This is a genomic window from Pokkaliibacter sp. MBI-7, from assembly GCF_029846635.1.
Classification (GTDB): Bacteria; Pseudomonadota; Gammaproteobacteria; order Pseudomonadales; family Balneatricaceae; genus Pokkaliibacter.
The window spans coordinates 817540-842500 of record NZ_JARVTG010000002.1 but is presented as its reverse complement, the minus strand read 5'-3'; the positions used below and the strand labels follow the sequence as shown (position 1 = coordinate 842500).

At 54.5% G+C, this 24961-nt stretch carries 21 protein-coding genes and 2 rRNA genes (1 of these 23 cut by a window edge); 10 read left to right on the top strand and 13 right to left on the bottom strand.

Annotated features, from left to right (window positions below):
- Together QCD60_RS23510 and rrf are read left to right on the top strand one after the other, a co-directional pair.
- Positions 1–1739 (top strand): 23S ribosomal RNA (locus QCD60_RS23510) (it extends 1139 nt beyond the left edge of the window).
- A gap of 178 nt (positions 1740–1917) precedes the next feature.
- Positions 1918–2033 (top strand): 5S ribosomal RNA (rrf, locus tag QCD60_RS23505).
- 202 nt (positions 2034–2235) lie between these two features.
- On the opposite strand, the gene hpaI is transcribed toward rrf, so the two are convergent.
- From hpaI to QCD60_RS23480, 5 genes are all read right to left on the bottom strand, one after another.
- Positions 2236–3045: a 4-hydroxy-2-oxoheptanedioate aldolase gene (gene hpaI, locus QCD60_RS23500; protein WP_279791057.1), complete on the bottom strand. Its 810-nt coding sequence runs from the start codon at positions 3043–3045 to the stop codon at positions 2236–2238.
- A gap of 58 nt (positions 3046–3103) precedes the next feature.
- The gene (hpaH, locus tag QCD60_RS23495; protein ID WP_279788978.1) at positions 3104–3907 is read right to left on the bottom strand and encodes a 2-oxo-hept-4-ene-1,7-dioate hydratase; all 804 of its coding nucleotides are present in this window, start codon (positions 3905–3907) and stop codon (positions 3104–3106) included.
- A 70-nt stretch (positions 3908–3977) separates the two neighbouring features.
- Positions 3978–4850 carry a 3,4-dihydroxyphenylacetate 2,3-dioxygenase gene (gene hpaD / locus QCD60_RS23490; RefSeq protein WP_279788976.1) on the bottom strand — a complete coding sequence of 291 codons (873 nt, stop codon included), beginning with the start codon at positions 4848–4850 and terminating at the stop codon, positions 3978–3980.
- Between the two features lie 80 nt (positions 4851–4930).
- The gene (locus QCD60_RS23485; RefSeq protein WP_279788974.1) at positions 4931–5701 is read right to left on the bottom strand and encodes a fumarylacetoacetate hydrolase family protein; all 771 of its coding nucleotides are present in this window, start codon (positions 5699–5701) and stop codon (positions 4931–4933) included.
- The gene (locus QCD60_RS23480) at positions 5698–6468 is read right to left on the bottom strand and encodes a fumarylacetoacetate hydrolase family protein (RefSeq protein WP_279788971.1); all 771 of its coding nucleotides are present in this window, start codon (positions 6466–6468) and stop codon (positions 5698–5700) included. The genes QCD60_RS23485 and QCD60_RS23480 overlap by 4 nt, the downstream gene beginning before the upstream one ends.
- Before the next feature lie 242 nt (positions 6469–6710).
- On the opposite strand from QCD60_RS23480, the gene QCD60_RS23475 reads away from it, so the two are divergent.
- Together QCD60_RS23475 and hpaA are read left to right on the top strand one after the other, a co-directional pair.
- Positions 6711–8216: an aldehyde dehydrogenase family protein gene (locus QCD60_RS23475; RefSeq protein WP_279788969.1), complete on the top strand. Its 1506-nt coding sequence runs from the start codon at positions 6711–6713 to the stop codon at positions 8214–8216.
- Positions 8217–8342: 126 nt separating this feature from the next.
- Positions 8343–9284, top strand: coding sequence for a 4-hydroxyphenylacetate catabolism regulatory protein HpaA (gene hpaA, locus QCD60_RS23470; protein ID WP_279788967.1), 942 nt, complete (start codon positions 8343–8345; stop codon positions 9282–9284).
- 100 nt (positions 9285–9384) lie between these two features.
- Here hpaA and mprF read toward each other — a convergent pair whose 3' ends face one another.
- From mprF to QCD60_RS23455, 3 genes are all read right to left on the bottom strand, one after another.
- Positions 9385–12009 carry a bifunctional lysylphosphatidylglycerol flippase/synthetase MprF gene (gene mprF, locus QCD60_RS23465; RefSeq protein ID WP_279788965.1) on the bottom strand — a complete coding sequence of 875 codons (2625 nt, stop codon included), beginning with the start codon at positions 12007–12009 and terminating at the stop codon, positions 9385–9387.
- 20 nt (positions 12010–12029) lie between these two features.
- Positions 12030–12878 (bottom strand): AcvB/VirJ family lysyl-phosphatidylglycerol hydrolase, encoded by an 849-nt coding sequence (locus tag QCD60_RS23460; protein ID WP_279788962.1) that lies wholly within the window; start codon positions 12876–12878, stop codon positions 12030–12032.
- A gap of 426 nt (positions 12879–13304) precedes the next feature.
- Positions 13305–14129, bottom strand: a complete 825-nt coding sequence (locus QCD60_RS23455) for an ATP-binding protein (protein ID WP_279788960.1) — start codon at positions 14127–14129, stop codon at positions 13305–13307.
- 188 nt (positions 14130–14317) lie between these two features.
- Here QCD60_RS23455 and QCD60_RS23450 point away from each other — a divergent pair, with 188 nt between their 5' ends.
- The 4 genes from QCD60_RS23450 to QCD60_RS23435 all read left to right on the top strand — a co-directional run bounded on the left by QCD60_RS23450 (position 14318) and on the right by QCD60_RS23435 (position 18284).
- Positions 14318–15016: a pirin family protein gene (locus tag QCD60_RS23450; protein WP_279788958.1), complete on the top strand. Its 699-nt coding sequence runs from the start codon at positions 14318–14320 to the stop codon at positions 15014–15016.
- Positions 15017–15264: 248 nt separating this feature from the next.
- On the top strand, positions 15265–16701 hold the full coding sequence (locus tag QCD60_RS23445) for a GGDEF domain-containing protein (RefSeq protein WP_279788956.1): 1437 nt from the start codon (positions 15265–15267) through the stop codon (positions 16699–16701).
- A 124-nt stretch (positions 16702–16825) separates the two neighbouring features.
- Positions 16826–17011, top strand: coding sequence for a hypothetical protein (locus QCD60_RS23440; protein WP_279788954.1), 186 nt, complete (start codon positions 16826–16828; stop codon positions 17009–17011).
- Positions 17012–17207: 196 nt separating this feature from the next.
- Positions 17208–18284 carry an alpha/beta fold hydrolase gene (locus QCD60_RS23435; RefSeq protein WP_279788953.1) on the top strand — a complete coding sequence of 359 codons (1077 nt, stop codon included), beginning with the start codon at positions 17208–17210 and terminating at the stop codon, positions 18282–18284.
- Positions 18285–18349: 65 nt separating this feature from the next.
- Here QCD60_RS23435 and QCD60_RS23430 read toward each other — a convergent pair whose 3' ends face one another.
- Entirely contained in the window at positions 18350–18529 is a 180-nt protein-coding gene (locus tag QCD60_RS23430) for a hypothetical protein (protein ID WP_279788951.1), read from the bottom strand.
- A 183-nt stretch (positions 18530–18712) separates the two neighbouring features.
- Positions 18713–19315, bottom strand: coding sequence for a nucleotidyltransferase family protein (locus tag QCD60_RS23425; protein ID WP_279788949.1), 603 nt, complete (start codon positions 19313–19315; stop codon positions 18713–18715).
- Between the two features lie 230 nt (positions 19316–19545).
- On the opposite strand from QCD60_RS23425, the gene QCD60_RS23420 reads away from it, so the two are divergent.
- Positions 19546–19962, top strand: a complete 417-nt coding sequence (locus tag QCD60_RS23420; protein ID WP_279788947.1) for an ACT domain-containing protein — start codon at positions 19546–19548, stop codon at positions 19960–19962.
- A gap of 8 nt (positions 19963–19970) precedes the next feature.
- On the opposite strand, the gene QCD60_RS23415 is transcribed toward QCD60_RS23420, so the two are convergent.
- The 3 genes from QCD60_RS23415 to QCD60_RS23405 all read right to left on the bottom strand — a co-directional run bounded on the left by QCD60_RS23415 (position 19971) and on the right by QCD60_RS23405 (position 23880).
- Positions 19971–21695, bottom strand: a complete 1725-nt coding sequence (locus tag QCD60_RS23415) for a bifunctional protein-serine/threonine kinase/phosphatase (RefSeq protein WP_279788944.1) — start codon at positions 21693–21695, stop codon at positions 19971–19973.
- 55 nt (positions 21696–21750) lie between these two features.
- Positions 21751–22563 carry a formate/nitrite transporter family protein gene (locus QCD60_RS23410; protein ID WP_279788942.1) on the bottom strand — a complete coding sequence of 271 codons (813 nt, stop codon included), beginning with the start codon at positions 22561–22563 and terminating at the stop codon, positions 21751–21753.
- 384 nt (positions 22564–22947) lie between these two features.
- On the bottom strand, positions 22948–23880 hold the full coding sequence (locus QCD60_RS23405; RefSeq protein WP_279788940.1) for a LysR substrate-binding domain-containing protein: 933 nt from the start codon (positions 23878–23880) through the stop codon (positions 22948–22950).
- A 134-nt stretch (positions 23881–24014) separates the two neighbouring features.
- Here QCD60_RS23405 and QCD60_RS23400 point away from each other — a divergent pair, with 134 nt between their 5' ends.
- Complete coding sequence (locus QCD60_RS23400; RefSeq protein ID WP_279788938.1) at positions 24015–24941, top strand: carbon-nitrogen hydrolase family protein; 927 nt, start codon at positions 24015–24017, stop codon at positions 24939–24941.
- Positions 24942–24961: the final 20 nt, after the last annotated feature.

Sequence of the window (24961 nt, the reverse complement as noted above, 5' to 3'; positions counted from 1 at the left end):
GAAGCTGCGGATTCCTCATTGAGGAGTGGTAGGGGAGCGTTCTGTAAGTCTGCGAAGGTGTGTTGTAAGGCATGCTGGAGATATCAGAAGTGCGAATGCTGACATAAGTAACGATAAAGGAGGTGAAAAGCCTCCTCGCCGGAAGATCAAGGGTTCCTGTCCAACGTTAATCGAGGCAGGGTGAGTCGGCTCCTAAGGCGAGGCCGAAAGGCGTAGTCGATGGGAAACAGGTTAATATTCCTGTACCGCTGTTTACTGCGATGGGGGGACGGAGAAGGCTAGGCCAGCACGGTGATGGTTATCCGTGTTTAAGGTTGTAGGCAGGACGTGTAGGCAAATCCGCACGGCCAATGCTGAGGACTGATGACGAGCTCGCATGAGCGAAGTGGTTGATGCCATGCTTCCAAGAAAAGCCTCTAAGCTTCAGGTAAACAGGACCGTACCCCAAACCGACACAGGTGATCAGGTAGAGAATACCAAGGCGCTTGAGAGAACTCGGGTGAAGGAACTAGGCAAAATGGCACCGTAACTTCGGGAGAAGGTGCGCTGCCGGTGGTGAAGGACTCGCTCCGTAAGCTGCTGGCAGTCGAAGATACCAGGCCGCTGCAACTGTTTATTAAAAACACAGCACTCTGCAAACACGAAAGTGGACGTATAGGGTGTGACGCCTGCCCGGTGCCGGAAGGTTAATTGATGGGGTTAGCGCAAGCGAAGCTCTTGATCGAAGCCCCGGTAAACGGCGGCCGTAACTATAACGGTCCTAAGGTAGCGAAATTCCTTGTCGGGTAAGTTCCGACCTGCACGAATGGCGTAATGATGGCGGCACTGTCTCCACCCGAGACTCAGTGAAATTGAACTCGCTGTGAAGATGCAGCGTATCCGCGGCTAGACGGAAAGACCCCGTGAACCTTTACTGTAGCTTCACACTGGACTTTGATGTTGTTTGTGTAGGATAGGTGGGAGGCTTAGAAGCAGAGACGCCAGTTTCTGTGGAGCCAACCTTGAAATACCACCCTGACACCATTGAGGTTCTAACTCAGGCCCGTGATCCGGGTCGAGAACAGTGTGTGGTGGGCAGTTTGACTGGGGCGGTCTCCTCCCAAAGAGTAACGGAGGAGCGCGAAGGTACCCTCAGGCTGGTCGGAAATCAGCCAATGAGTGCAAGCGTAGAAGGGTGCTTAACTGCGAGACGGACAGGTCGAGCAGGTACGAAAGTAGGTGCTAGTGATCCGGTGGTTCTGAATGGAAGGGCCATCGCTCAACGGATAAAAGGTACTCCGGGGATAACAGGCTGATACCGCCCAAGAGTTCACATCGACGGCGGTGTTTGGCACCTCGATGTCGGCTCATCACATCCTGGGGCTGAAGCCGGTCCCAAGGGTATGGCTGTTCGCCATTTAAAGTGGTACGCGAGCTGGGTTTAGAACGTCGTGAGACAGTTCGGTCCCTATCTGCCGTGGACGTTGGAGATTTGAGAGGAGCTGTTCCTAGTACGAGAGGACCGGAATGGACGAACCGCTGGTGTTCGGGTTGTGATGCCAATCGCATTGCCCGGTAGCTATGTTCGGACGGGATAACCGCTGAAAGCATCTAAGCGGGAAGCCCCCCTCAAGATGAGATCTCCCTGGATCTTGAATCCTCTAAAGGGCCCTTGAAGACCACAAGGTTGATAGGTGGGGTGTGTAAGTGCTGTGAGGCATTGAGCTAACCCATACTAATTGCCCGTGCGGCTTGGCCATATAAGCTAAGAGACTTGGTTAAGCACTGGATAGACGAAGAGATTTTGTGATCGTCGCAAGCGCATGAAGATGCGAATAATCAAATTAGAGCCACCCTTATTTGAGTAAACCGGCGGCTGTGAGCGAGCGAAGAGTGAGCGAGCAGAGGAAGTAAGTCCGAGAGACTCAGCCAGAATTGCCTGGCGACCATAGCGACGTGGAACCACCTGATGCCATTCCGAACTCAGAAGTGAAACGCGTCAGCGCCGATGGTAGTGTGGGGTTTCCCCATGTGAGAGTAGGTCATCGCCAGGCATTGAAATACAGCACCCCCTGATCGGCAACGGTCAGGGGGTTTGCTTTTGAGGTTATATTAATTTTTTGGTCTAATGCTGTGCTCACTAACAAGAAGATCTTTGTACTTTCTATTGGAATGGACAAATGCTTCTAGGGGACATGCATCCATTCGCAATAGAGAATAGCCTCAACAAAATAGCAGAGATGCCAGGAGTTACTATCAATAGACTGACGGTTTCAGACTGGACGGTAACGTTGATGCTGAAGCTATGAATTCGTTTGCCAAAGACTTTAATCCTTTCATCAAAACGGTGGTATCAACGCCGACAGCAACAAAGCCACACCCCAGCTCCAAATAGTGCTGAGCCAGTTTTGCATCAGCCATCAAGATACCAGCGGCTTTCCCAGCGTTCTGAATTCGATTAATTGCATCTTCAATAGCCGTTTGTACTTCAGGATGCGTAGGTTTACCTCGATGACCTAGCGCTGCCGAAAGGTCTGCTGGTCCTATAAATACGCCATCGACGCCCTCAACCGCTGCAATGGCATTGAGATTTTGCAGACCTTTCACTGTTTCTATCTGAACAAGCAAGCACATCTGATCATCTGCCGAATCCAGATAGTCAGGGATGGAGTTCCAGCGAGATGCACGTGCCAGGGCGCTACCGACACCACGTATCCCCTGAGGAGGGTAGCGCATTGCACGAACAAGCTCTGCAGCCTGTTCTGCTGTTTCTACTAACGGAATCAGTAATGTTTGCGCTCCAATATCGAGCAGTTGCTTGATGAGTACGGTGTCACCAATGGCCGGACGAATTATGGGATGGCTGGCGTAGGGAGAAATTGCCTGTAATTGTGCTAACTGACTACGCAAATCGTTAGGGGCATGTTCGCCATCAAGCAGCAACCAGTCAAAGCCAGCATTTGCGGCGAGCTCTGCGCAGTACGGATCAGCCAGACCGAGCCATAAACCGATGAGTTGATCGCCTGCTTTAAGACGCTTTTTGAAGGTATTGATTGGTAAATCCATCATGTACTCCAAAGGCGGCCACAGCATATTGCATACGGCCTCCGTAAGTATTGACTGATCAGACAAAGCGACAGGCTATGCTACCTAGCTGATCATAATCGACATGGAAAGTGTCGCCCGGATTGACGTTGACCGGCCGGGTGAATGAGCCACCAAGAATAATCTGACCGGCTTCCAGAGTGACGTCATAAGGTGCAAGTTTGTTCGCCAGCCAAGCAACACCTTTGGCGGGATGATTAAGTACCGCAGCCGATACTCCGGACTCTTCAATCACTCCGTTTCGATAAAGAATGGCGGGGATACGTCGTAAATCCAGCTCATGTGGTCGTATGGCCCGGCCACCCAGCACGATTCCTGCGTTGGCTGCATTGTCGGAGATGGTATCGAATACCTTACGAGTCACTTTGGTTTGTGGGTCGATCTGTTGAATACGCGCATCGATGATTTCCAGCGCCGGAATCACGTAGTCTGTCGCATCGAGTACATCAAAAATTGTGCAATCAGGACCACGTAGTGGCTTACCCAGGATAAAAGCCAGCTCTACTTCGACCCGTGGAACGATAAACCGATGAAAGGGAATATCACTGCCTTCCTCAAAACGCATGTCATCCAGTAAAGCGCCGTAGTCAGGCTCTGTAATGTTGGAGGAGACCTGCATCGCGCGTGAGGTAAGCCCAATTTTGTGGCCTATCAGCTTACGGCCATTTGCCAGCTTGATATCTACCCATGCTTTCTGGATGGCATAGGCATCTTCAATGCTGATATCAGGGTAGTCGAGAGAAAACTGACGTATCTGTTGTCGGTTTTTCTCCGCTTCATCGAGGCGATTAGCCGCTTGCACAATGAGATTGGCATCAAGCATGGTAAGTGTCCTGAGTTAACTAGCAATCTGGGAAACCGAATTTCTCAACTGCGTTACGGAGGGGGTGGGATCAGATAAAGTCGGCAGGAAGAGGAAATATCGCGTTGATCTGACCAGTACCTGAACTACCGAAAAGATCAGTAATGACTTCAACTTGCCCGCTATAAGATTCGCCACCCAATAACCCCAGCAACATGGCGGTGTCGTGCATTTTTCCTTCGCCGTAACAGTGCTCAGCGTAATCTGGCAACATGGCGCAGAACTCGTTGAAGCGGCCCTGGCGCCACATTTCCACCACATGCAAGTCAACCTGTCTGTCAAATTCCCGGGTCCACTTATGCATGTTCTCTCTGGCGTTCTGACTGTCAGTGAAACGATGGGAAAGTGAGCCGGATGCCAAGACCACTACGTTCCTGTCACTCTTTTCGATTGCCCGACGGACAGCTGCACCAAAAGCAAAGCTGTCCTCCAGACTATGCCAGGCACACCAGGCGGCCACTGATACCACTTTGAAATGCTGTGCGGCGGGGATGTCCATATGCATGTAACGCATAGGCACGAGAGTGCCGTACTCCAGATCCAGACTGGGAATGTTATGCGCCAGGCTACGCACGCCAGTGCTGTTGGCTTCCTCAGCGATCAGCTCGCCCAGTTCAGGGCAACCTGAATATTCGTAATCCATGTCACGGATAAAGTGAGGTAACTCATTGCTGGTATAAGTACCTTTGAAGTGCTCGCCACAGTTGATGTGGTAGGCACTGTTCACCAGCCAGTGGGTGTCAAATACCAGGGCGGTATCGGCACCCAAGGCACGAGCTCGCCTGCCAATTTCTTTATGTCCATTGATTGCCGCTTCCCTGCAGCCATGATGCTCGCCAGGTAGTTCCGACAGATACATCGAAGGGACGTGAGTGATTTTGGCGGCAAGTACTATTTTGCCCATGTCGATTCTCCATGCGGAGGCAATCCGCCTGTCTTGTTTTTATTTGGCCGAAGCCCTTCAGGTGAGTGTTCTACTGAGCTTCAACTTGCCTGCTGCTGCGTTTGATATTCAGCTTCACTCACTATGCGATTGACCAGACGGCCGATCCCCTCAATTTCAACCACGACTTCATCTCCCGGTATAACATCCCTGAGGCCTTCAGGTGTACCGGTAGCGATCATGTCTCCTGGGCTGAGCGTCATAAAGCTACTCAGGTATTCGATGAGGAAGGGGATGTCGAAAACCATGTCACGGGTTGTGCCAGCCTGAGTCAGCTCCCCATTCACATAGGTTTTAAGTGCAAGGTTATGCGGATCCGGTACATCTGCTGCATCGACTATCCACGGGCCAAGTGGGGTCAGGGTATCTCTGCTTTTAACGCGAAGATTGGGGCGATAGTAGTTTTCCAGATAGTCACGCACAGCATAGTCATTGCATAGGGTATAGCCCTGAACATAGTCCATAGCGTTAACGCGGCTGACGTTCTTAGCTGATTTTCCGATAACGACAACCAGCTCACACTCGTAGTGCATATAGGCAACGTTATCCGGACGAACAGTCGCTGTGCGGTGTGCCGTTATTGTGTTGGGTGCCTTGATAAAGACCAGCGGCTCGGTGGGTGCCTTGAATGCCAGTTCTGCGGCGTGATCGGCATAGTTCAGCCCCAGTGCAAATAGTGTGTTGCATTGAGGGGGTAACCATTCGAGTTGCTCTTCGCTCAGGACGGTGCCATCAGCAAGAGTAATTCGCTTGGGGTCATCAAAACTGATGGCGTGGATCTGCCCCTGGTGACGAATGTGACCGTGCTTCATTGACCTATCTCCGCGTCAGTCTCGTGATTGATTGCTGCTACAACCGGATTTTCCAGACTGCCCAGCTCCTTACAATGCAGGCTGATGATGTCACCGTTCTGCAGACGCACCTGCTTCAACGGTGTCCCTGTGATCAGCAAATCTCCTGGTTGCAAGGTCATAAAGGTGGAAATCCGGGCGATCAGCTGAGGTATGGAGTAAATCAGTTCTGAAGTGCTGTACTGCTGCTGTGATACCCCATTTACCGATACATCAATGGTCAGAGCGGAAGGGTCTGCAATACTGCTGGTATCAGTAATCAGCGTACCGATTGGGCAGAAAGTGTCCCGGCATTTTCCCTTGATGTCGGGCCGGTAGAAGGATTTTTCTTCCAGACTGATCTCATTCACCAGGGTGTAGCCTGCAATCACCTCAAGAGCGTCTTCTTCACGTACCTTGCTGGCGACTTTACCGATCAGGACGCCTAACGCCGGGCCTGCAAAGCTTGGCTGATCCAGCGGAATCGCTACTGCCTGGCCAGACTTAACGTGGGTGTTAGCCGTTTTGATGAATAGTACAGGCGTTTTTGGGGCTTCCTTATAGGGTGCCTTATCAAGCTGGTCTTCAAGAGAAGCCAAAATACTGGTGGTGTTAAGAGCGACACCTATCACCGTACCCGTAACGGGGAGCTTCCAGGGCAGCTTATTGGCCTCCGGGCCAGGAGGGAGTTTGGAGTGCTGGATGATCTCCCAGTCCTGACCATCAAGCAGGATGTGACCGCGTTTCATTATTAACCTCTCAGAAAGGGCAGGCTTGTAGTTAATATATTAATTTTATAGCTTGACCGAAAACGCCCTGTCAATTAATTAATATATTATCTATGTGGGGGTTGAGTGCCTGTCAGAGCCATTCTGCAGGCTGCCCGCTATGCATGAAGTTGCCTATCAACCATAGGGTTGATAGGCAACTCATCACTCTGCGGTACAGAATCAGCCACCCGTGCCCTAACGATAAAAACGAGGAATGTCGCATGCCCGCGCAGAGTCAGATTGCTGTATTGGAAAGTGTTCAGGCCTTTTTACAACGCCAGCATGGCTTGTATATCGACGGAAAGCAGCAGGAGAGCAGGTCAGGGCAGCGCTTGCAGGTGTGCAATCCTGCGACAGGGCAGGTCATTGGCAGCATTGCCCAGGCGGACAGTAATGAGGTCGATACCGCCGTACGCAGTGCTCAACACGCCTTTACCAGTGGTATCTGGTCAGCACTCCGTCCAGCTGACAGAGAGCGTATCCTGCTGAAAGTTGCTGATGTTCTTGAAGCGCACAGCGAAGAGCTGGCCCAGCTGGAAACCCTCAATCAGGGAAAATCGATTCATATCGCACGTGCTATCGAAGTAGGGGCCACCATTGAGTTTGTCCGTTATATGGCAGGATGGGCAACCAAGATCGGTGGGGAAACGATGGACGTGTCCATTCCTGTCCCGCAGGGTGCCAGGTACACCGCTTATACCCGGCGCGAACCGATAGGTGTAGTAGGGGCAATCGTACCCTGGAACTTCCCTTTGATGATTGCCACCTGGAAGATCATTCCGGCACTGGCAGCGGGATGCACTGTGGTATTGAAGCCTTCCGAGGAAACCCCTCTGACGGCTTTGCGTCTGGCCGAGTTGTTAACGGAAGCAGGGGTTCCTGACGGTGTGGTCAATGTAATTACGGGTGATGGAAAGACCACCGGAGAGGCGCTGATCACTCATCCACTGATAAGTAAGCTGACATTTACAGGTTCCACCTCAGTGGGTAAGCGTATTGGTCATGCGGCGGTTGACCAGATGGCACGATTTACTCTTGAGCTGGGAGGGAAAAACCCGCTGATTATCATGGATGACGCGGATATTGCTCAGGTCGTTCCCGGAGTCATGATGGGCGGCTTGCTCAATCAGGGGCAGGTATGTGCCGCTGCTTCACGCATCTATGTGCAGCGCAGTCACTATGAGGTAGTACTGAACGCCCTGATCGAGGCAGTGAAGGGAATGAGTATCGGCCCTGGCATGGACCCTGATGCCCGGATCAATCCTGTGGTTTCAAGACGACATCAGCAGTCCATTTATCGCTTTCTTGAGCAGGCAAAAGCAGAGGGCGTGCAGGTTCATCAAGGCTGCAAAGTACCAGAAGGCGAGGGCTTTTACGTTGAGCCGACGATTCTCTCCGCTGTCGATCACTCCCACAGCATCATTCACAGCGAAGTCTTTGGTCCGGTGCTGGCTGTCATGCCGTTCGATACAGAAGACGAGGTGCTGGCGCTGGCGAATGATTCCCACTATGGCCTTGCAGCCAGCCTCTGGACCACTAACCTCAACACTGCCATGCGCATGGTGCCTAAGATCAAATCAGGGACGGTGTGGGTGAATACTCATGTGCCTCTGGATCCTGCGATGCCTTTTGGTGGCCACAAGCAATCGGGTATGGGGCGTGAGTTTGGGAAGGGCGCAGTGGAGAGCTTTACGGAGATCAAATCCGTCTGTATTGCCCATGATTAAGTGCTAACGTCGTGGCTGGATGTTCACTTGTCTGAATCAGGTGAACATCTGAGTGGCGAGCTTGATAGCGCGTCATTCATGCAAGTAACACCGAGCGATCAATAACAATAATTAAGAAGTGATGCTATGAACACGATGGTCATACCCGACCCCAAAACCGCACGAGCAATACCGGGCGCGACGACCACCACGCCTATCCCCAATATCAATATTGGGCAGGAGTACGATCAGCGTTACGCCGAAGCAGACGTCCACTACGAAGGGTTTGAGAAGCTGGCTGACTTTTTCGGACGTAATATGCCCGTGCATCGCCATGATCGATTTTTTCAGGTGCATCTGGTCATGAGCGGAGTCGTGCGGGTGTATCTGGATGATCGTTTGTATGTGGTTGAAGGGCCGATGTTCTTTGTTACGCCCCCAACAATCCCCCATGCCTTTGTTACCGAAACCGGCAGTACGGGTCATGTGCTGACGGTGCGGCAGCAGCTGGTCTGGTCCCATTTCGAGGGTATGCAGGCCGGGAGTTTGCGTGGCTGTATCGATCAGCCGCTATGTGTCGCGCTGGACCGTGAGGCTCATCCCAGTCAGGAGCTGATGACATTATTTGCCCTGATCGCAACGGAGTTTGCTGATGTGCAGCGCAGCGGACGGGAGCTGGCGCTGATTGCACTGACGCGCCTGCTGTTCGTCCACCTGCTGCGCTATGCCGACCAGAACCATCCCGCACAGACCACACGCAAGGATGAAATAGGCATCTTCCACCGCTTCAACGAACTGATCGAGGCTCATTATCAGGAGCACTGGACGCTGGATCGCTACGCCGGAAAGCTGAATATCAGCGAGTCACGTCTGAATGATATCTGTCGGCGGCTATCGGATTTGCCTTCCAAGCGTCTGGTCCATGATCGGGTGGTGCAGGAAGCAAAACGCCTGCTGATGTTTACTGATCACAGCGTCACCGAGATTGCCTATACCCTTGGCTTCAATGATCCGGCTTACTTTGCCCGCTTTTTCCGCCGGGCGACCTCAATGACAGCCAGTGAGTATCGGCAGCGTGAGGCCATCTGACGGGAAGGTATGGTTGAGCTGAAACACGCAGTTAACAGGCGAAAGCCACTTCTTTGTTTACCCACCCCCATCAATGACGGGGGCTTTTTTTCTTCCTTACTTACTTCACCACCACACCACGCAAACCACCACTGATCAGCGTCGTGGCATCGGCCATCGCCAGCATCGGGTCCAGCCCCCCGTAGGTCGCCAGATATCGAGGGTGCCACTCCGGATCGAACTTGGCTTTGAATCGGCGTAAACCTTCAAAGTTGTAGAAATGTCCGCCATGCCGGTAAATCGTCATGCCCAAGCGATTCCAGATTTGCCGGCGCGACGACTTGTCCAGTCCCGAAAGGGGAGCCAGGCCAAGTGACAGAGCCGCGAAACCTCTTTCCTTCAGTGCCAGCATCAACTCGATAAACAGGTACTCCATCACGGAATCTGGTGCGCTATTGCTGTGCCGCATCAGATCAATGGAGGCTGTCTGGCGGGTATCGGTTTCCAGTATGTTGGCAAAGGCCACAATACGCCCTTCGTGTTCGATCAGTGCCAGTGGGCCGCTGTTCAGGTAGAAACTGTCGAACCGTCCCAGAGAAAAGCGTTTTTCTTTGACGTGCTTGGTTTGCATCCATTCGCTGGAGATTTGTTTGAGCTCCGTCAGCAGTTCATTGGCGTGGGGCGCCTCGACAATACGGAACGACAACCCATCACGCTGAGCACGGCTGACGGTCTGGCGCAGGCGCTTGCGGTCCGAGCCTTCCAAGGAAAAGGTAGGTAGCGGCACGATAGCCTCTTCGCCCAGTTTGTTGAAGCTGAACCCGGCATCGAGAAATAACGGCAGGCGTTTATCGCTGACGTGATAGAACACTGCCCGTCCGTTATGACGATCAGCCATCTGCACGAAATCATAGATCAACTCGTCAGCGACAGCGGGGTTACCAACCGGGCCACCCAAAGCGATCCAGCTACGCCCCTGCACGGCATACATGATGAAGCCACTCTTGTCGGAGGACATCAGCAGCGACTTGTCACCGGTGAATACCAGACTGGCTTCGGGGTTGTTCTGCTGACGTACGACCGGGCGGATTTCTTCAAGGTGGTCACGAGTGGCTTCCACCACTTCCATACGTGGCGGACGCAAGGCATAGAACAGTACGCTGAGCAGTGCCACTACCGCAGCGCTGGCTGCGACACGTAGGGCGCGTGGGGTCTGCTGATCTTCTGCAAATTGCCACCACAACTCATGACTGTAGGCAGTGTCTTTGTTGGCGAAAAACAGCAAGGCAGCGGCCAGTGCCGATACGCACAGCAGCAAGGCAAACCAGTTAGCTGACCAGATGCCAATGGACAGGCGTGATGAACGATGGAACTCCCGGCGACTGAGATAGATCGCCCCGGCAGCGGCCAGCAGCAACAAACTGTGTACGACGTCGAGGCGCTGCATGACCACCACTTCGGCACCCACAATCAGCCCGACAATAATGATCCAGCAAGCTGCCTTGACCCTGCGTTTGAGCGCGGTAGACAGCATCACCAGTACCATACCCAGCGCGCCGGACAGAATGCTGGAGGCTTCGATGCCGCCTAAGGGCAGAACATCGTTGACGTCACTGAGCAGATCATCAGGAAGAGGGATCAGACCCAGCAACAGCAGGAACAGGCCTGACAGCAACACCATGGCGGCAAGGCCGATAGGTGCCAGTTCGGCAAGGCCGGACAGGCTTGGCCCCATGACCCGACGTACACCTGCCAGCGCTGATGTGGCTTTGACGTTGCTCACTACTTCATGCAGGACGATCAGTACCAGCGCGAGGCAGAAGGGCACCAGATAATAGACAATGCGGAACAGCAGCAGAGAAGCCGCCACGGATTCCAGCGGCACATGTTTGCCCAGAGCCGCAATAATCATGCTTTCAAAAATACCGACGCCACCCGGTACATGGCTGAGCACGGCAACCAGCAGGGCGGTGGCAAAGATGGCAACGAAAGCGGGGAAGCTGATAGTGGCTTCAGGAGGTAAAAGAATATACAGCGTCGCTCCGGCCAGGGTGATATCCAGCACAGAGAACAGCACCTGGCTGAGCAGCACACGCGGGCGGGGCAGGCGCAGATCGAAACGGCCAAGGCGAAGGTTGTAGCCGGAGATACTGAGCAGAGCACCCAGACCGACCAGCACAGCCAGTGCAATGGCGCTGAGCTTTTGCACTTCGCCTGCGGATAACGACAGGATATAGGTCAGCGCTTCGGGGTGAACAACCAGCGCGGCAAGGCCGACCACCACCACACCGATACCGAAGAAGACGGCACAAAAGGTGGACACCATGGCGACTTCAGCTGCATCCAGACCCAGGCCTGAATAAAAACGGTAACGCACAGCGCCACCGGATACGGCAGAGAGGCCGATGGTATTGCCCAGGGCATAGGCGCAGAAGGAGCCTAAAGCCACCCGTTCCATGGGTAGCTTTTTATCGATGTGACTGAGAGCGGTGGCGTCATAGCCCACCAGTGCCATGTAACCCAACAGGGTCGTGAGCAGCGCCAGTGCCAGTGTGCTCCAGGGCACCTGCTGAAACTCGTTGCGGATGTCGTCAACATTGACGCTCTTAAGCAGATGCTGCAGGGCCAGTAACCCGGCAGCAAACAGAATCAGGGTCAGCGCTGGTGGTACCCAGCGCTTGATCTGCTCCGTCAGATAGGACGGAGCGAGTGGCAGAGCTTCCTTTTCTTCTACAGTCGGACGCATGACAAAACTCGTAGCGGCAGTTATTCGTTGGCTTTGACCGAGGTACTGTCAACCGATGCCGTGGTGGCATCAGGATTGACGGCGTCGGTGGCGACCGATTTGGCAGAGGAGGCAGCAGCAGGTACCCCACCTTGCTGACTGGCCAGTGATTCCAGTTTAGTGTTGAAGGCGTTGTTGATTCTGGCCGCGAGTGCGGGGTAGTCCTCATCAAAGTGATGGTCGCCAGAGGTCTCGATAACCGAGATCTGCTTGAGTTCAGGTGCCATGCAAGAGGTGTCGTCTTTATCTTCGGAGCCGTAGACACACAGCACTTTTTCGGCAGGTAATGCGGCAATGGCAGGCACAACGTCATGATCACCGTGATCAATTCCCAACCAACCTTCAACACTGACGTGGAAGGCCGTGTGGTAACCGGGTGCCAGCAGGCTGACCAGCTGGATGCGGGACTTCAGGGCCGGGTCCAGTTCTGGCCAGGCGAAGGGGAACACATCGGCACCGAAGGAGTAGCCCACAATCAGAACAGGCAAGCTGTCCGTGGGGTCAATGCGATGCACAATTTTCTTCAGGTCTTTGGCCACTGACCTGGGTTCTTTACTGCTCCAGAAGCTGTTGAGGGTATCAACGCCCACTACTGCATAACCGTTCTTGCCCAGCCATTCACCGATGACCTTATCCAGATCATGCCAGCCGCCGTCACCTGAATAGACCACTGCCACGGCATGCGGCTTGCCTTCGATTGGCACATCGACCGTTTTCGGACCTTTGCCGTTGTCATCATCGGCCATCGCACGACTGACCATCAGTACGGGCAGGAGGGCACAAAGTACAACGCCCAGCCACAGACGGCGGGCAGAGAACTGGGATTTCATCTGAATTCCTCTTGAGCAGGGCACCTTGAAACGCTTGGCATGGCGGGAGAGGGCGCTCAATGAACAGAAAGATGTGCCGAACAGGCTTTACTGCTGCCCTTTATCAGGAAGGCAGCAGCTCATGCGCGCTATGAAACTGCGACTGAAACAATTTAGCCAGTTTCAATGTTTGCTATGGCGGGAAACCAATTTACATAGTCCAGCCATATTCATGACCTGCTCAAGGAAGGATCATGACGTTTATCTGAAATGTGCCCGCAAACCCGCATGAGACGGCAGATGGTGTCTATCAGCCGGATATAGTGCGGGCAGTGAGTGAGAGCAAAAAGGCGTGAAATTGGCGGGAAAGTGAAAGTGTAAATGCACTAGGTTGCACAGTGAAATGACAGCGCATGACAGTTCATGCGCACTGTGTCACAACAAGGCTCAATCATTGAACACAATACGCACTGCGTCAGCTTCATCCTCTCTGGGTAACTCGAATCGCTGAATCTGTCGCTCAATGGCCTCGTCAGGGATAGCATGTTCGCGTTCAGCGTTGCGGCTCAATGCTGTCGCTTTGCTGACCTGCAGCAGTACTATCTCGATACAGGCATGGTGCCGGCGGCCTATATCAATCAGTGGCTGACGATAGGATTGCCGATAGTTTGTAGCATCCCAGATAACCGTATGGCCGGGTCGTAACAGTGTATTCAGTCGTCGATGAGCGGTTGCCACTACCTTATCGTTATTTGTCTGGCTCAGGCGTTCGCCAAATCGCTGCTCGCGAATGTCATCAAGAGAAATCACCGTAGCTTTGGTATAGCGGTCTGCAATCAGCGTACTTTTACCCGAGCCTGAAATACCGCAGAGCAGAATCAGCTGCGGCTGGTTGCTGCTGGAGGGGGTTGTGTCAGCAGACAGGTAACGCTGTTCTGCGATTTCAGCAATAACCTGCCACCAGACCCGGGCGGTTATTCCATAAGGGGCAGGGCAATGAAATAACCGTGAGGCCATCGCCATAGCGGTGATGCCTGACTCTTCTCTATCTCCCTGTGCAGGAGGTCTAAACAGGGTGACCAGTAAGGTTTGCGCTGCTTGCACAGGGGACAGCTGGTGGCCCTCATCCAACAGTTCATCATAGCAACGAGCCAACGCCAGATTGGTCAGTGCGGGATGGGCAATCAGCGCCAGTGGGTAATCATTTCCCAACGCCTGGTAATAGTCTGCCACCTGCCAGCGTTGCATCAGAGCATCCAGAATCCAGCTCATGTAATCGGGTTCTCTTGTTAACACTTTCACAATTTCAGTACGAACCTGGGTCGTATCCAATCTAAAATTCTGATGAAGTCGTGCGGATATTTACGCTTTTTCTGAATCAGACTGGCTGAGATCATAACAGCATATCCCCTCCGTCATCTTTACCCCGGAGGCATGTCACAGCTTAAAGGAGATGCATCATGATCGAAGTTCGCCCCTTCTCCAGTCTCGGCGGTGCCAACCATGGCTGGCTGAATGCTCGTCACCATTTTTCCTTTGCCGACTATTACGATCCCAAACGTATGCAGTGGGGTGGCCTGCGCGTCTGGAATGATGATGAGATTAAGGCCAACTCTGGTTTTCCTCCGCACCCACACAGCAATATGGAAATTATCACCTATGTGCGTCAGGGGGCTATTACCCATCAGGATAGTCTGGGTAACAAAGGCCGCACTGTAGCGGGTGATGTTCAGGTGATGAGTGCCGGTACTGGCATCGTGCACAGCGAGTACAACCTGGAACCAGAACTGACGCGGATATTCCAGATCTGGATTCTGCCTACCAAGCAGGGCCTGCCGCCTTCATGGGGAACTAAACCATTCCCCAAAGCGCAGCGTGATGGTCAGTTTGTAGTTCTGGCCAGTGGCTATGAAGAAGATGAAGATGCCCTGTCCATTCGTACCGATGGCAGGCTGGCAGCCGTCACCCTTAAAGAAGGGCAAACCGCTGAGTATCCGATAAAAGAGGGCAGGCAGGTTTATCTGGTACCCGCGACAGGTGCCATTCAGGTGAACGGTGCGGTGGCGTCGGCACGGGATGGCGTGGCGGTGCGGGAGGAATCACTGCTCAAAGTAACCGCCCTTGAAGACAGTGAAGTCATTCTGGTCGAAGTGGATTGAGGTGACTGCGCCTGCTTTATCCTCTCACAGTATTAGTAACGTGCTTATTGGGCCTGTCACCGACAGGCCTTTTTTGTTCAGCTGATCGGCAACCAGTTCAGCATCGTCAGTGGGGTTTTGCAGGCATCAACGCTCGGGCCCTTGCTGCCAATTTCATAAGCCTTATAGATTCTTCATTCTGAACCTGTGTAGATTACATCCTGTTACACGACGATCTACACAGTCACCACCGCAGATAAGGATTGCCAATGCCACAGGTGCTGCTCAGACATAAAGCTGAAGGATCAGGCTCGCCACTGCTCTACAGCTTCACTCATCTTTATGGTCGCTGGCCACTGGTACGGGCATTGAGAGTCATCTCTGTTCCCGTCGCCCTGACCTGTGGCCTGTTTTCACTGCTGGTGCTGATCGGTTATGGCGCAGGGCTGGAAGTGCTGTATCGACCTGTTGCCCATGGTCCGGCAACCCATCCGCTTACTGCTATTGTGGTGCTGATGATTTCGAGTGGTGTGGCCATCAATGTACTGCGCCTGTCTCCGGCCATCGCCAAAATACTGGCGCTGTTATCGCTGCTGCTGATTTTTCTGCGTCTTACTGAAATTGCTACCGGCACAGACATACTGTCTGGCTGGATACCGTTTCAACATGTGGTGAGCCACGACATTGTGCAGGGTAAAAGCAACAGTACAGGAGCCAATACCGCCATCACTCTGATGTTACTGGCCTTTGCGCTACTGCTGTCGGCAATGCATACCAACGTGCTGGCTCAGCTGGCGGCTTCACTGGCGGGGATCCTGCCAATGTCGGCATACACCGGCTATATCTACGGCATTGATGCGTTTCACGGTGCCATGTCTCTCGTCTCCGCTACCCTGGCGTTGCTGCTGATGTTGTCCATTCTAGGTTTGACGGCTCATCGTGGTGTGCTGCGTGCCGTGCTGAGTCCCTATATCGGTGGGCGGATAGCCCGCATTCAGACCTCTATCAGTTATGCCGTCCTGCTGCTGGTCGGCTACATGATCTATCGCTCACTGGCGTCCAGTGCCAGTGTGATCGGAGCCTTCATTGTTCTGGTGATCTGGTTCACCACGGTGCTGATTTGCGTCAGTGCAGTCATGCAGGAAAAGATGGACAGAAAGCGCCGCGCTGCCGAGCGTGCGCTCTATATGATGGCGACCCGTGACCAGCTGACAGGGGTGTATAACCGTAAAACCATCATGGAGCTGGCGGAGAGTGAGCTGAAACGTTCGCAGCGGTCCGAGCGGCCGTTTTACATCGTCATGCTGGATGTGGACCATTTCAAACGCATCAATGATCAGGCCGGGCACGTGATGGGCGACACGGTGTTGAGCTACATCGGTGACTTACTTGGCCGCTGTTTGCGTTCGTCGGATAAGGCAGGTCGTTACGGCGGCGAAGAGTTCATCATCATGCTGACCGAGGTGTCGGATGAAGGCGCGGCCAGAGCCTGTCTGAAGCTGCTGAATCAGGTCAGATCACTGGATATTCCCGGGTGGACCGACAGAAAAGGGCCAGTAACAGCTTCCATTGGCTATGCCAGTTCAACCGGAAAACAGCGTTTGATCGATATTATCGAAGCGGCGGACGCTGCTCTGTATGAAGCCAAAGGGCTGGGACGTGATCGGGTGGAAGCTGAAGCGTCGTTACCCACCGTTGAACAATAACGTAGATTTCAAGCCTTGATGTATGAGATTGAAGACAGCTCTACGCCTAAGTGGAAACTAAGACTACAATCACTGCCCGGGCGCATTGAGCGCCTCGGGCATATTTATTATCAGGAGAAATGACATGGGTAAGAAAACCAGGTCCAGAACGCAGCAAGCACTGCCACTGCTGAATAATCTGGTCGCCAAGCATGCTGAGACATTCTGCAAGGCTCAAACTCACGTAGACCGCAAAAAAGACATGAAACGCGGCAAAGAAAAAAATGCAGGCCGGTGGTGGCCTGACCTGATGGTACTTGTGATCGCATAAGTGGCATCAGATCAGGTTTCCTCCGAAGACTGTCTGTACATTCCGTTATTGAACTTTTCCCCCTTCGGCGACACAAAGAAGCATTCTTATTTCTTGCAACTTTTGCCTGACTCTGGATGCTATGGCGCCTGCAAAACTACTTCTTGTCCTCCCTGTACTGTTACTAACCGCATGCCGGTCATTGCCAGACAGTGCATTGCCCCCTCTCGGTCAGAGCAGCTTTTCTCTGTACCAGCAGCAGACCCGTGGCTGGCTGGCTCAGCACCGTCAGTTTCAGACCACCGATCATCTGCAGGAACTGCAGTGGAACGGCCCGCAAGAGTGGCGACCACCGGCGGATATAAGCAGTAAGCCGCAGAAAGGCATTTTGCTTGTTCACGGACTGGGGGACTCGCCGTGGTCGTTTCATGATCTTGGCGAGCAGCTGGCCCGGCAGGGGTTTCTGGTAAGAACGGTATTGCTGCCCGGCCACGGCAGTCGGCCTGAGGACATGCTGCATGTCACTCTGGAAGACTGGCAAAGAGTGGTGGATGAACAAGTGACGGTTTTACGGAAAGAGGTAGGGCAGGTGTACCTAGGAGGGTTCTCCACCGGAGGCAATCTGGTGACGGATTATGCCTATCGGCATGGTGATATTGCCGGACTGGTGTTGTTTTCTCCGGCGTTCAAGTCTGACAGCCGGATAGACTGGCTGGCGCCCTGGATCAGCTGGGCCCGGCCCTGGCTAAGAGACCCTGAGGCGATGGCAACCACACAAAACCCGGTTCGTTATCTCAACGTCCCTACCAATGGATTTGCTCAGTTTTATCGCAGTAGTGCACAGGTGCAGGATGACCTGGCGCAGGCCTACACCAAACCGGTGTTTATGGTGGTGGCTGAGCATGACTCTGTGCTGGACACTCAATACCTGCTTGATACCTTCAGCCACCGTTTTGAACATCCTGACAGCCGTCTGATCTGGTACGGCGAAGCACCTGCTACCCGTGATCCTCGGGTGATTGTCAGGACGGACTTTCTGCCAGAGCAGCGTATCAGTCAGTTTTCGCACATGGGAATGCTGTTTGCACCCGGTAATCCGCTTTACGGAATGCAGGGTTCCGTCAGATTGTGTCGAAACAGTACAGATGCTCAGCAAACGGAGCTATGTGAACAGACCGGGCAGGTGTGGTATTCGGCATGGGGCTACCAGCAGCCGGGCAAGGTGCATGCCCGGCTGACGTTTAACCCTTACTTCGAGTGGCAGGGCGAGATCATGCGCGCTGTACTGCAGTGATCACAACGTCCGGGTACCGTACTGCCCTGCTTTATCACTATCGATATTGTATCTGCAGGCACCGCTTAAGCGGGCTCTGCAGCAGGGTTGTCTGGCTGATCATCTCCCGGTGTGGTGGTGGTTATGTTGATGTCTTTCGAGAAGCGGCTCATCAGACTGGCCTGATTTTCTATCTCCTGCTCAGTCCCGCTGGCGAAGGTCTCGCGGCCCAAGCGAAGGCGTGCGTCGTCGATACGATCTGTCATCGCTCCGGGTTACCGCGCCCACGGAGCACGCATTGACAGTGTGGGCGGAGTGAGGAGCAGGAGGTGGTGCTCGTGCAATCAGGCTGAGTGAAGAATAACTCTCGTCAGTGATGCTCTGCTGCGACGTCCCGAAACGGGATCAGGCCTGTGGTCATCTGCAGCAGAGCGCTTGCAAGAAGAAGGCTATTTCTCAGGCACATCAATATCGTGCAGGACGCCGGGGTCATCAACGACTACATCGGTTACGTCAAAATCCTGCAGCAGGTGCCGGGCACCGACATCACCATGCAGCTCGGCCAGCATCGGCAGATAGCGCCTGCCAAAGCAGACCGGATGGCCACGCTGCCCCTCATATAAGGGAGTGACGATGGCCTCTTCGCTGGCGTGAGCCAGAATGGCCTCCAGCGTGCTGTCTTTGATATAGGGCATATCACCCAGTGCCACCATGACAACGGCGGCGTCTGCTACCGCAGGGACGGCAGCGCTGATGCTGTCGCCCATACCGCTCGAGGGCAGACTGATAACGGTGGCGTGATAGTTGGCCGCCAGAGACAGCACATCCGGGTACTCCGGTCGCGTGACGACAATCAGCTGATCAACTTTGCCAGCGAAACTGCTCAACGTATGCTCCAGTACCGACCTGCGTTTGCCATTCAGCCCTGTACAGGGCACCAGTAACTTGTTCGCCAGTGTTTTGCCTTCATGTTTGTAGCGCGTGCCTTTCCCGGCAGCCAACACGATTGCAGCGGTCTTGAGCGGCGAGCGGTTGTCGGTCATGGATGCCATTGTCTTCTGTCCTCATCAAGCGAGAGAAACGGTGCAGCCAGTGCGTTTCTGGCTTCGATATTCATAGGCCACTCAGGATGAAATCTCAACGGCCCGGTGCAAACCGAGGTGATTGGTAAACAGTCGTAACAGGCTGCCTAATTGCTCATTAGCAGTTTTGCCAGCGCCTGCCCGCGGAGCCCGTAAGATAACCCGCAGCAATACAAAACCTGACTACGGAGCGAGTACCGATGGCGTTCACCCCGGTCTCTGATTTGCAGCAGCTGCTGGCCAGCATGTCACCTGTACTGAATGACGGCATTTATGCCTACGTGATGGTCGCTAGCGACACCGATCTGCGCGGGCTGGACTATGTGGGTAGCATGAAGGAAGCGGAGGGGCTGACACTGATCGTACCGGAAGCCACCGCTGTTGAACGGTGCTGGCCGGTGTTGTTTCGCTGCCAGTGGATCACCTTGCATGTGCATTCAGACCTTGCCGCCGTGGGTCTGACGGCGGCATTTGCCAGTGCGCTGGGCAGGGCGCAACTAAGCTGTAATGTGGTGGCAGGTGCCTGTCACGATCATATCTTTGTACCTGCCGGGCGCGGTGACGAGGCCGTGCAGGTATTGCGCGAGCTGCAGCAGGGGTCGATGCCCTCTCAGTGAAGATACGGTCAGTGCTTTACAAGCTGCCAGATCAACAGCAGAGCCAGCAGGAAACTGAGCCCCTGCCAGAACAGCAGCGGGTTGCGCTCCAGCAGTGGCGGGCGATGCTGGGCGATAAAGCGTGGATTCGGCTGATTGAGATCGTGAACAAACTCTGAGATGGCGTCATAGCGCCGTGACGGTTGTGGTTGCAGGGCTTTTCTCAGCGCCTCATCCACCCACAGTGGAATATCCCGCCGATGAGATAATACGGAATCGTAGTGTAACCGGGCCTGAGCAGCGCGGCTGCGGGCTGTCGCCACCTGAGTGCCATAGGGCAAATGGCCGGCGAGCATCTGGTAAGTCATCACGGCCAGTGAAAACAGATCGGCCTGCTCGCCAACCGGATCCCCGATGAAATATTCCGGCGCCGTGTAGGGCAGGGTACCGAGGATCGGTTCAGCCTGTGTGCGGTCACTGAGCTCTGCCACACCTGCCACCCGGGTCGAGCCGAAGTCGATCAGTGTGACAGTGCCGTGTTCGTCGATCATCACATTGGCTGGGCGCAGATCCTGATGCAGCATTTCCAGCCGGTGGAAGGCTCGCAATCCTCTGGCAATCTGCCCGACGATGGAGCGCACGGCGGTCAGATCCGCCACAGGGTGGTCGCGCATCCACTGCTCCAGCGTCTGCCCCGGCAGATATTCACTGGTGAGATAGAGGAAATGTCTCGGGCGCTCCATCGGCCAGGCTCGCAACACATGGGGATTATTGATGCGTCTGGCGATCCACTCCTCCATCAGCAGGCGCTCGATATAGGCTTCATCGTGGCGCAGATCATGGGAGGGTGTCTTGATCACCACCCGGTCCCCCGAGGCATTATCGATGGCCAGATACAGGTGGCTGCGGCTGGAGTGATGTAGCTCACGCTGAATGGTGAAACCATCGAATTCGGCACGCAGGCGCAGCTCAGGAGGAAAGGGTAACTGATTGAGGCGCTGGTACAGTTCGGTGGCGGAGGGTTCTGGCAACTGCTCGACCCGTACGATCTGGATCGTCAGGTTGTCATCACTGCCGTGATTGAGGGCAATTTCAGTAATGGCTCTGGCGGCCAGCGCCAGGTCATCCTGGCAATCCTCAATACAGCGCGCCATCACTGACTCATCGATGAACTCATGAATACCGTCGGTCGTGAGTACAAACACATCACCGGCTTCCACTGGCAGGCACTGGTAATCAATTTCGACATGATCATGAATGCCCAGTGCCCGGCTGAGGTAGTGCTGTTCAGCGGAGACGTGCATGCGGTGATCTTGGGTCAGTTGCTCCAGATGGCTTCCTGACAGTCGATGAATGCGGCCATCACCAATATGGAACAGATGCGCACTGGCGGCCTTGATGATCAGTGTGCTGAACGTACAGACATAACCCCGGTCAATGGCATAGCGGAACTGGCCCTGACGACTTTGCGCATGCAGCCAGGAGTTGATAGCGCTGATGACACGCTGGGCAGACTGTTTGACTGACCAGGTTTCACTGGTACAGAAGTAATCCTGCAGAAAACCGGCCACCGCAGACTGACTGGCGATATGGCTGACTTCACTGCTGCTGATGCCATCGGCAATGGCAAAGGCAGCGCCTTTACTTGTCAGTTGTGGCTGCAGCGGCACCAGCGCGCCGTGAAAGTCCTGATTGCTCGCCTTGCGCCCTGCAGAGGAATACTGTCCGAATCGAAGCGTCAGCTGTTGGTTCATTGCATCAAACGTTTGTCGGGAGGAAGACTGCCCCGGCAAGACCGGGGCGAAGGTATCAGGAAAGAGTGCGCTTAGGTGCGGTGCGTACGTGGGTGCTATAGAGGGTCAAACCTGTGAAGGCCAGACCACCCACCAGATTGCCCAGTGCAGTGGGGATTTCATTCCAGATGAAGTAATCCATCACCGAGAAGGCACCGCCCATCATCATCGCTGAGGGGAACAGGAACATGTTCACCACCGAGTGTTCAAAACCCATGAAGAAGAACAGCATGATGGGCATCCACATGGCCAGCACCTTGCCGCTGACGTTGGTGGAAATCATCGCACCGACCACACCCATGGAGACCATCCAGTTACACAGCATGCCGCGCACAAAAATGGTCAGCCAGCCATCAAAACCATACTTGGCATAACCGAGGGTACGCGCTTCACCGATACCGGCGATCTTGGTCCCAACCGCGCCCGGGTCGGTGTTGAAGCCCATGGTGAAGACGAACGCCATGATAAAGGCGACGGTCAGTGCCCCTGCGAAGTTACCGATAAACACCAGACCCCAGTTACGCAGAATGCCGCTGATGGTGACGCCGGGGCGACGGTCCAGCCATGCCAGCGGGGTCAGCATGAAGACACCTGTCAGCAGATCGAAACCCATCAGATAGAGCATGCAGAAGCCGACAGGGAAGAGCACGGCACCCAGCAGCGGCACGCCAGTCTGCACCGCGATGGTCACGGCAAAGACCGCCGCCAGTGCCAGAATGGCACCGGCCATAAAGCCACGAATCAGGGTATCGCGGGTGGCCATGTAAATCTTGGACTCACCGGCATCGACCATTTTGGTCACAAACTCAGACGGAATAATGTAAGACATCTCGCAATCCTCAATGGAACATCGTTGAAAAAGGCGTACATCACCGACTACTGCTGAAACGCCTTGTTGGGTGGTGCGTCTAACGGGGTGTCTCCGACGTCCTGGCTTTTGCAGAGCAAAAAAAAGCGTCCACGCTCATACCTGTTTCAGGAGAGCGTGGACGCTATTGTCCAGTCTGCGAAGCGTGTGATTGGGAGCCTCGGAGAATACCTTCTCTAAGCACAGCCTGTGCCAAAATGTTTCTGATTGAGAAAAGACATGCGCTATCAATGAGTTATGAAAGCGGTATGCGAACCTGTCTGTGGCAGTAACGAGAATTCGCTGATCTTTTGCAGTGCAGTAGTGCGCTTCAATGAGTCGCAAACGTGCACAGTGCGCTGGCGGCTAATCCATCACGAAGTATCTTTCCGCACTCACCAGCTCACGAATGGCCTCCCTGACGATAAGCACAGCATTGTCGGGAGAAGCACTGTTGCGCCATGCCAGCTCTACCGGATAGCGCCGTAAGGGAAAGGGGCAGGCGACCAGTCGCAAACCATGGCTGATGGCGGTAATGGCCTGAGCGGCATGGAGCGGTAAGGTGGCAATGGCGGTGGAGCCTGCCAGCAAATAAGGCAGTGCGGCGAAGTGCGTAGTAGCCGCGCCGACTCGTCGCTTCAGCCCTCGCTCCGCCAGCGCTTCATCAACTATGCCGATAAAGCCACCGGCAGAGATCAGCAGATGGTCATGGCGGACAAACCAGTGCAGATCGAAGGTTTGCTCTGCTGGATGGTGGCTGCCATCGACGACACAGGCGTATTGACCTTCGCCCAGCAGGTCACGGCTCAGCAGGCGACTGGCTACCCCGCCCGCTGTGATTGCCAGATCCATACTGCGACCAAGCAGGGCATCCGCCACAATCTGGCTGTGGGTCTGGCGAAAGATCAGCCGCAGCTGGGGGGCACGTTGTGCAACCCGCGCAATCAGTCTGGCTCCCAGTGCTATTTCAAAGTCATCCGACATGCCGATAGTGACTGAGCGCCCGCTATAGGCCAGCGAAGCCGGAGCGGCCATCGACAGGCTGTGCCTGACCTGCGCCAGTGCCTCACTGATCACCGGTTTGAGTTGATTGGCCAGCAAGGTGGGCGCAAGGCCGTGACCGGTACGACGAAATAACTGCTCGCCATAGAGTTCATGCAGCCGCCCCAGCGCTGCACTGACCGCCGACTGGGTCAGATTTAACCGGAGTGCCGCGCGACTGGCGCTGCCTTCTTCAAACAGCGCCTCAAAGACTTTCAGCAGATTGAGATCCGCACCTGCGATATCAATTTCATTCATAGTCGATAGCAACCTATTGGGCTTATTCGCCAACACGACTTTTTATAACATCGTTTGAACCAATACGAACCACTGCCGTTGCCGGAACGGGTGTTCAGGGCAGGCTTTCTGTCAGCTATATACTGAGGTGCATCATGACTCGATCTGTAGTGGCCGCTTTGCAGTTAGGCTCTTTGTCCGAAGGCAAAGCCGCGACGCTGGAGCGGATACTGTCCTATGAACAGGCAATCCGTGACAGTGGCGCGCAGCTGGTGGTGATGCCAGAGGCGTTGCTGGGTGGCTACCCGAAAGGCGAGATATTCGGCACGCGGCTGGGATATCGCCTGCCTGAAGGGCGCGAAGCGTTCGCCCGATATTATGCTAATGCCATTGATGTGCCGGGCGAGGAAACAGCCGCACTGGCAGAGCTGGCGCACCGTACCGGCGCCAGTCTGGTTATCGGTGTCATCGAGCGTAGCGGAAATACCCTGTACTGCACGGCGCTGTATTTTGATGCCGAAAAAGGGCTGGTGGCCAAACATCGCAAACTGATGCCCACCGGCACTGAGCGGCTGATCTGGGGGCAGGGCGATGGCTCGACCCTACCGGTCGTCAGCACGCCGGCCGGTCGGGTAGGCGGTGCTATCTGCTGGGAAAACCATATGCCGCTGCTGCGTACGGCCATGTATGCCAAGGGCGTGGAAATATGGTGCGCCCCCACCGTGGATGAGCGTGATATCTGGCAATGCTCCATGCGTCATATTGCCCATGAAGGGCGCTGCTTTGTGATCAGTGCCTGTCAGGTGCAGCCATCACCTGTACAGCTGGGCATAGAGGTCGCTGGCTGGGATGCCCAACGACCGCTGATACGCGGAGGCAGCGTAATTATCGGGCCTCTTGGCGATGTGCTGGCTGGCCCACTGACGGATCAGACCGGGTTACTGACCGCCGAGATTGATACGGCCGACCTGATCCGTGCCCGCTATGACTTCGATGTTACGGGCCACTATGCCCGTCCGGATGTGTTTGAGCTGCATGTGGATGAGCGCCGCAAGCAGGGCGTGGTGTTTCGTCAGCAGTAATGGTACTGCGCGCATCGGCT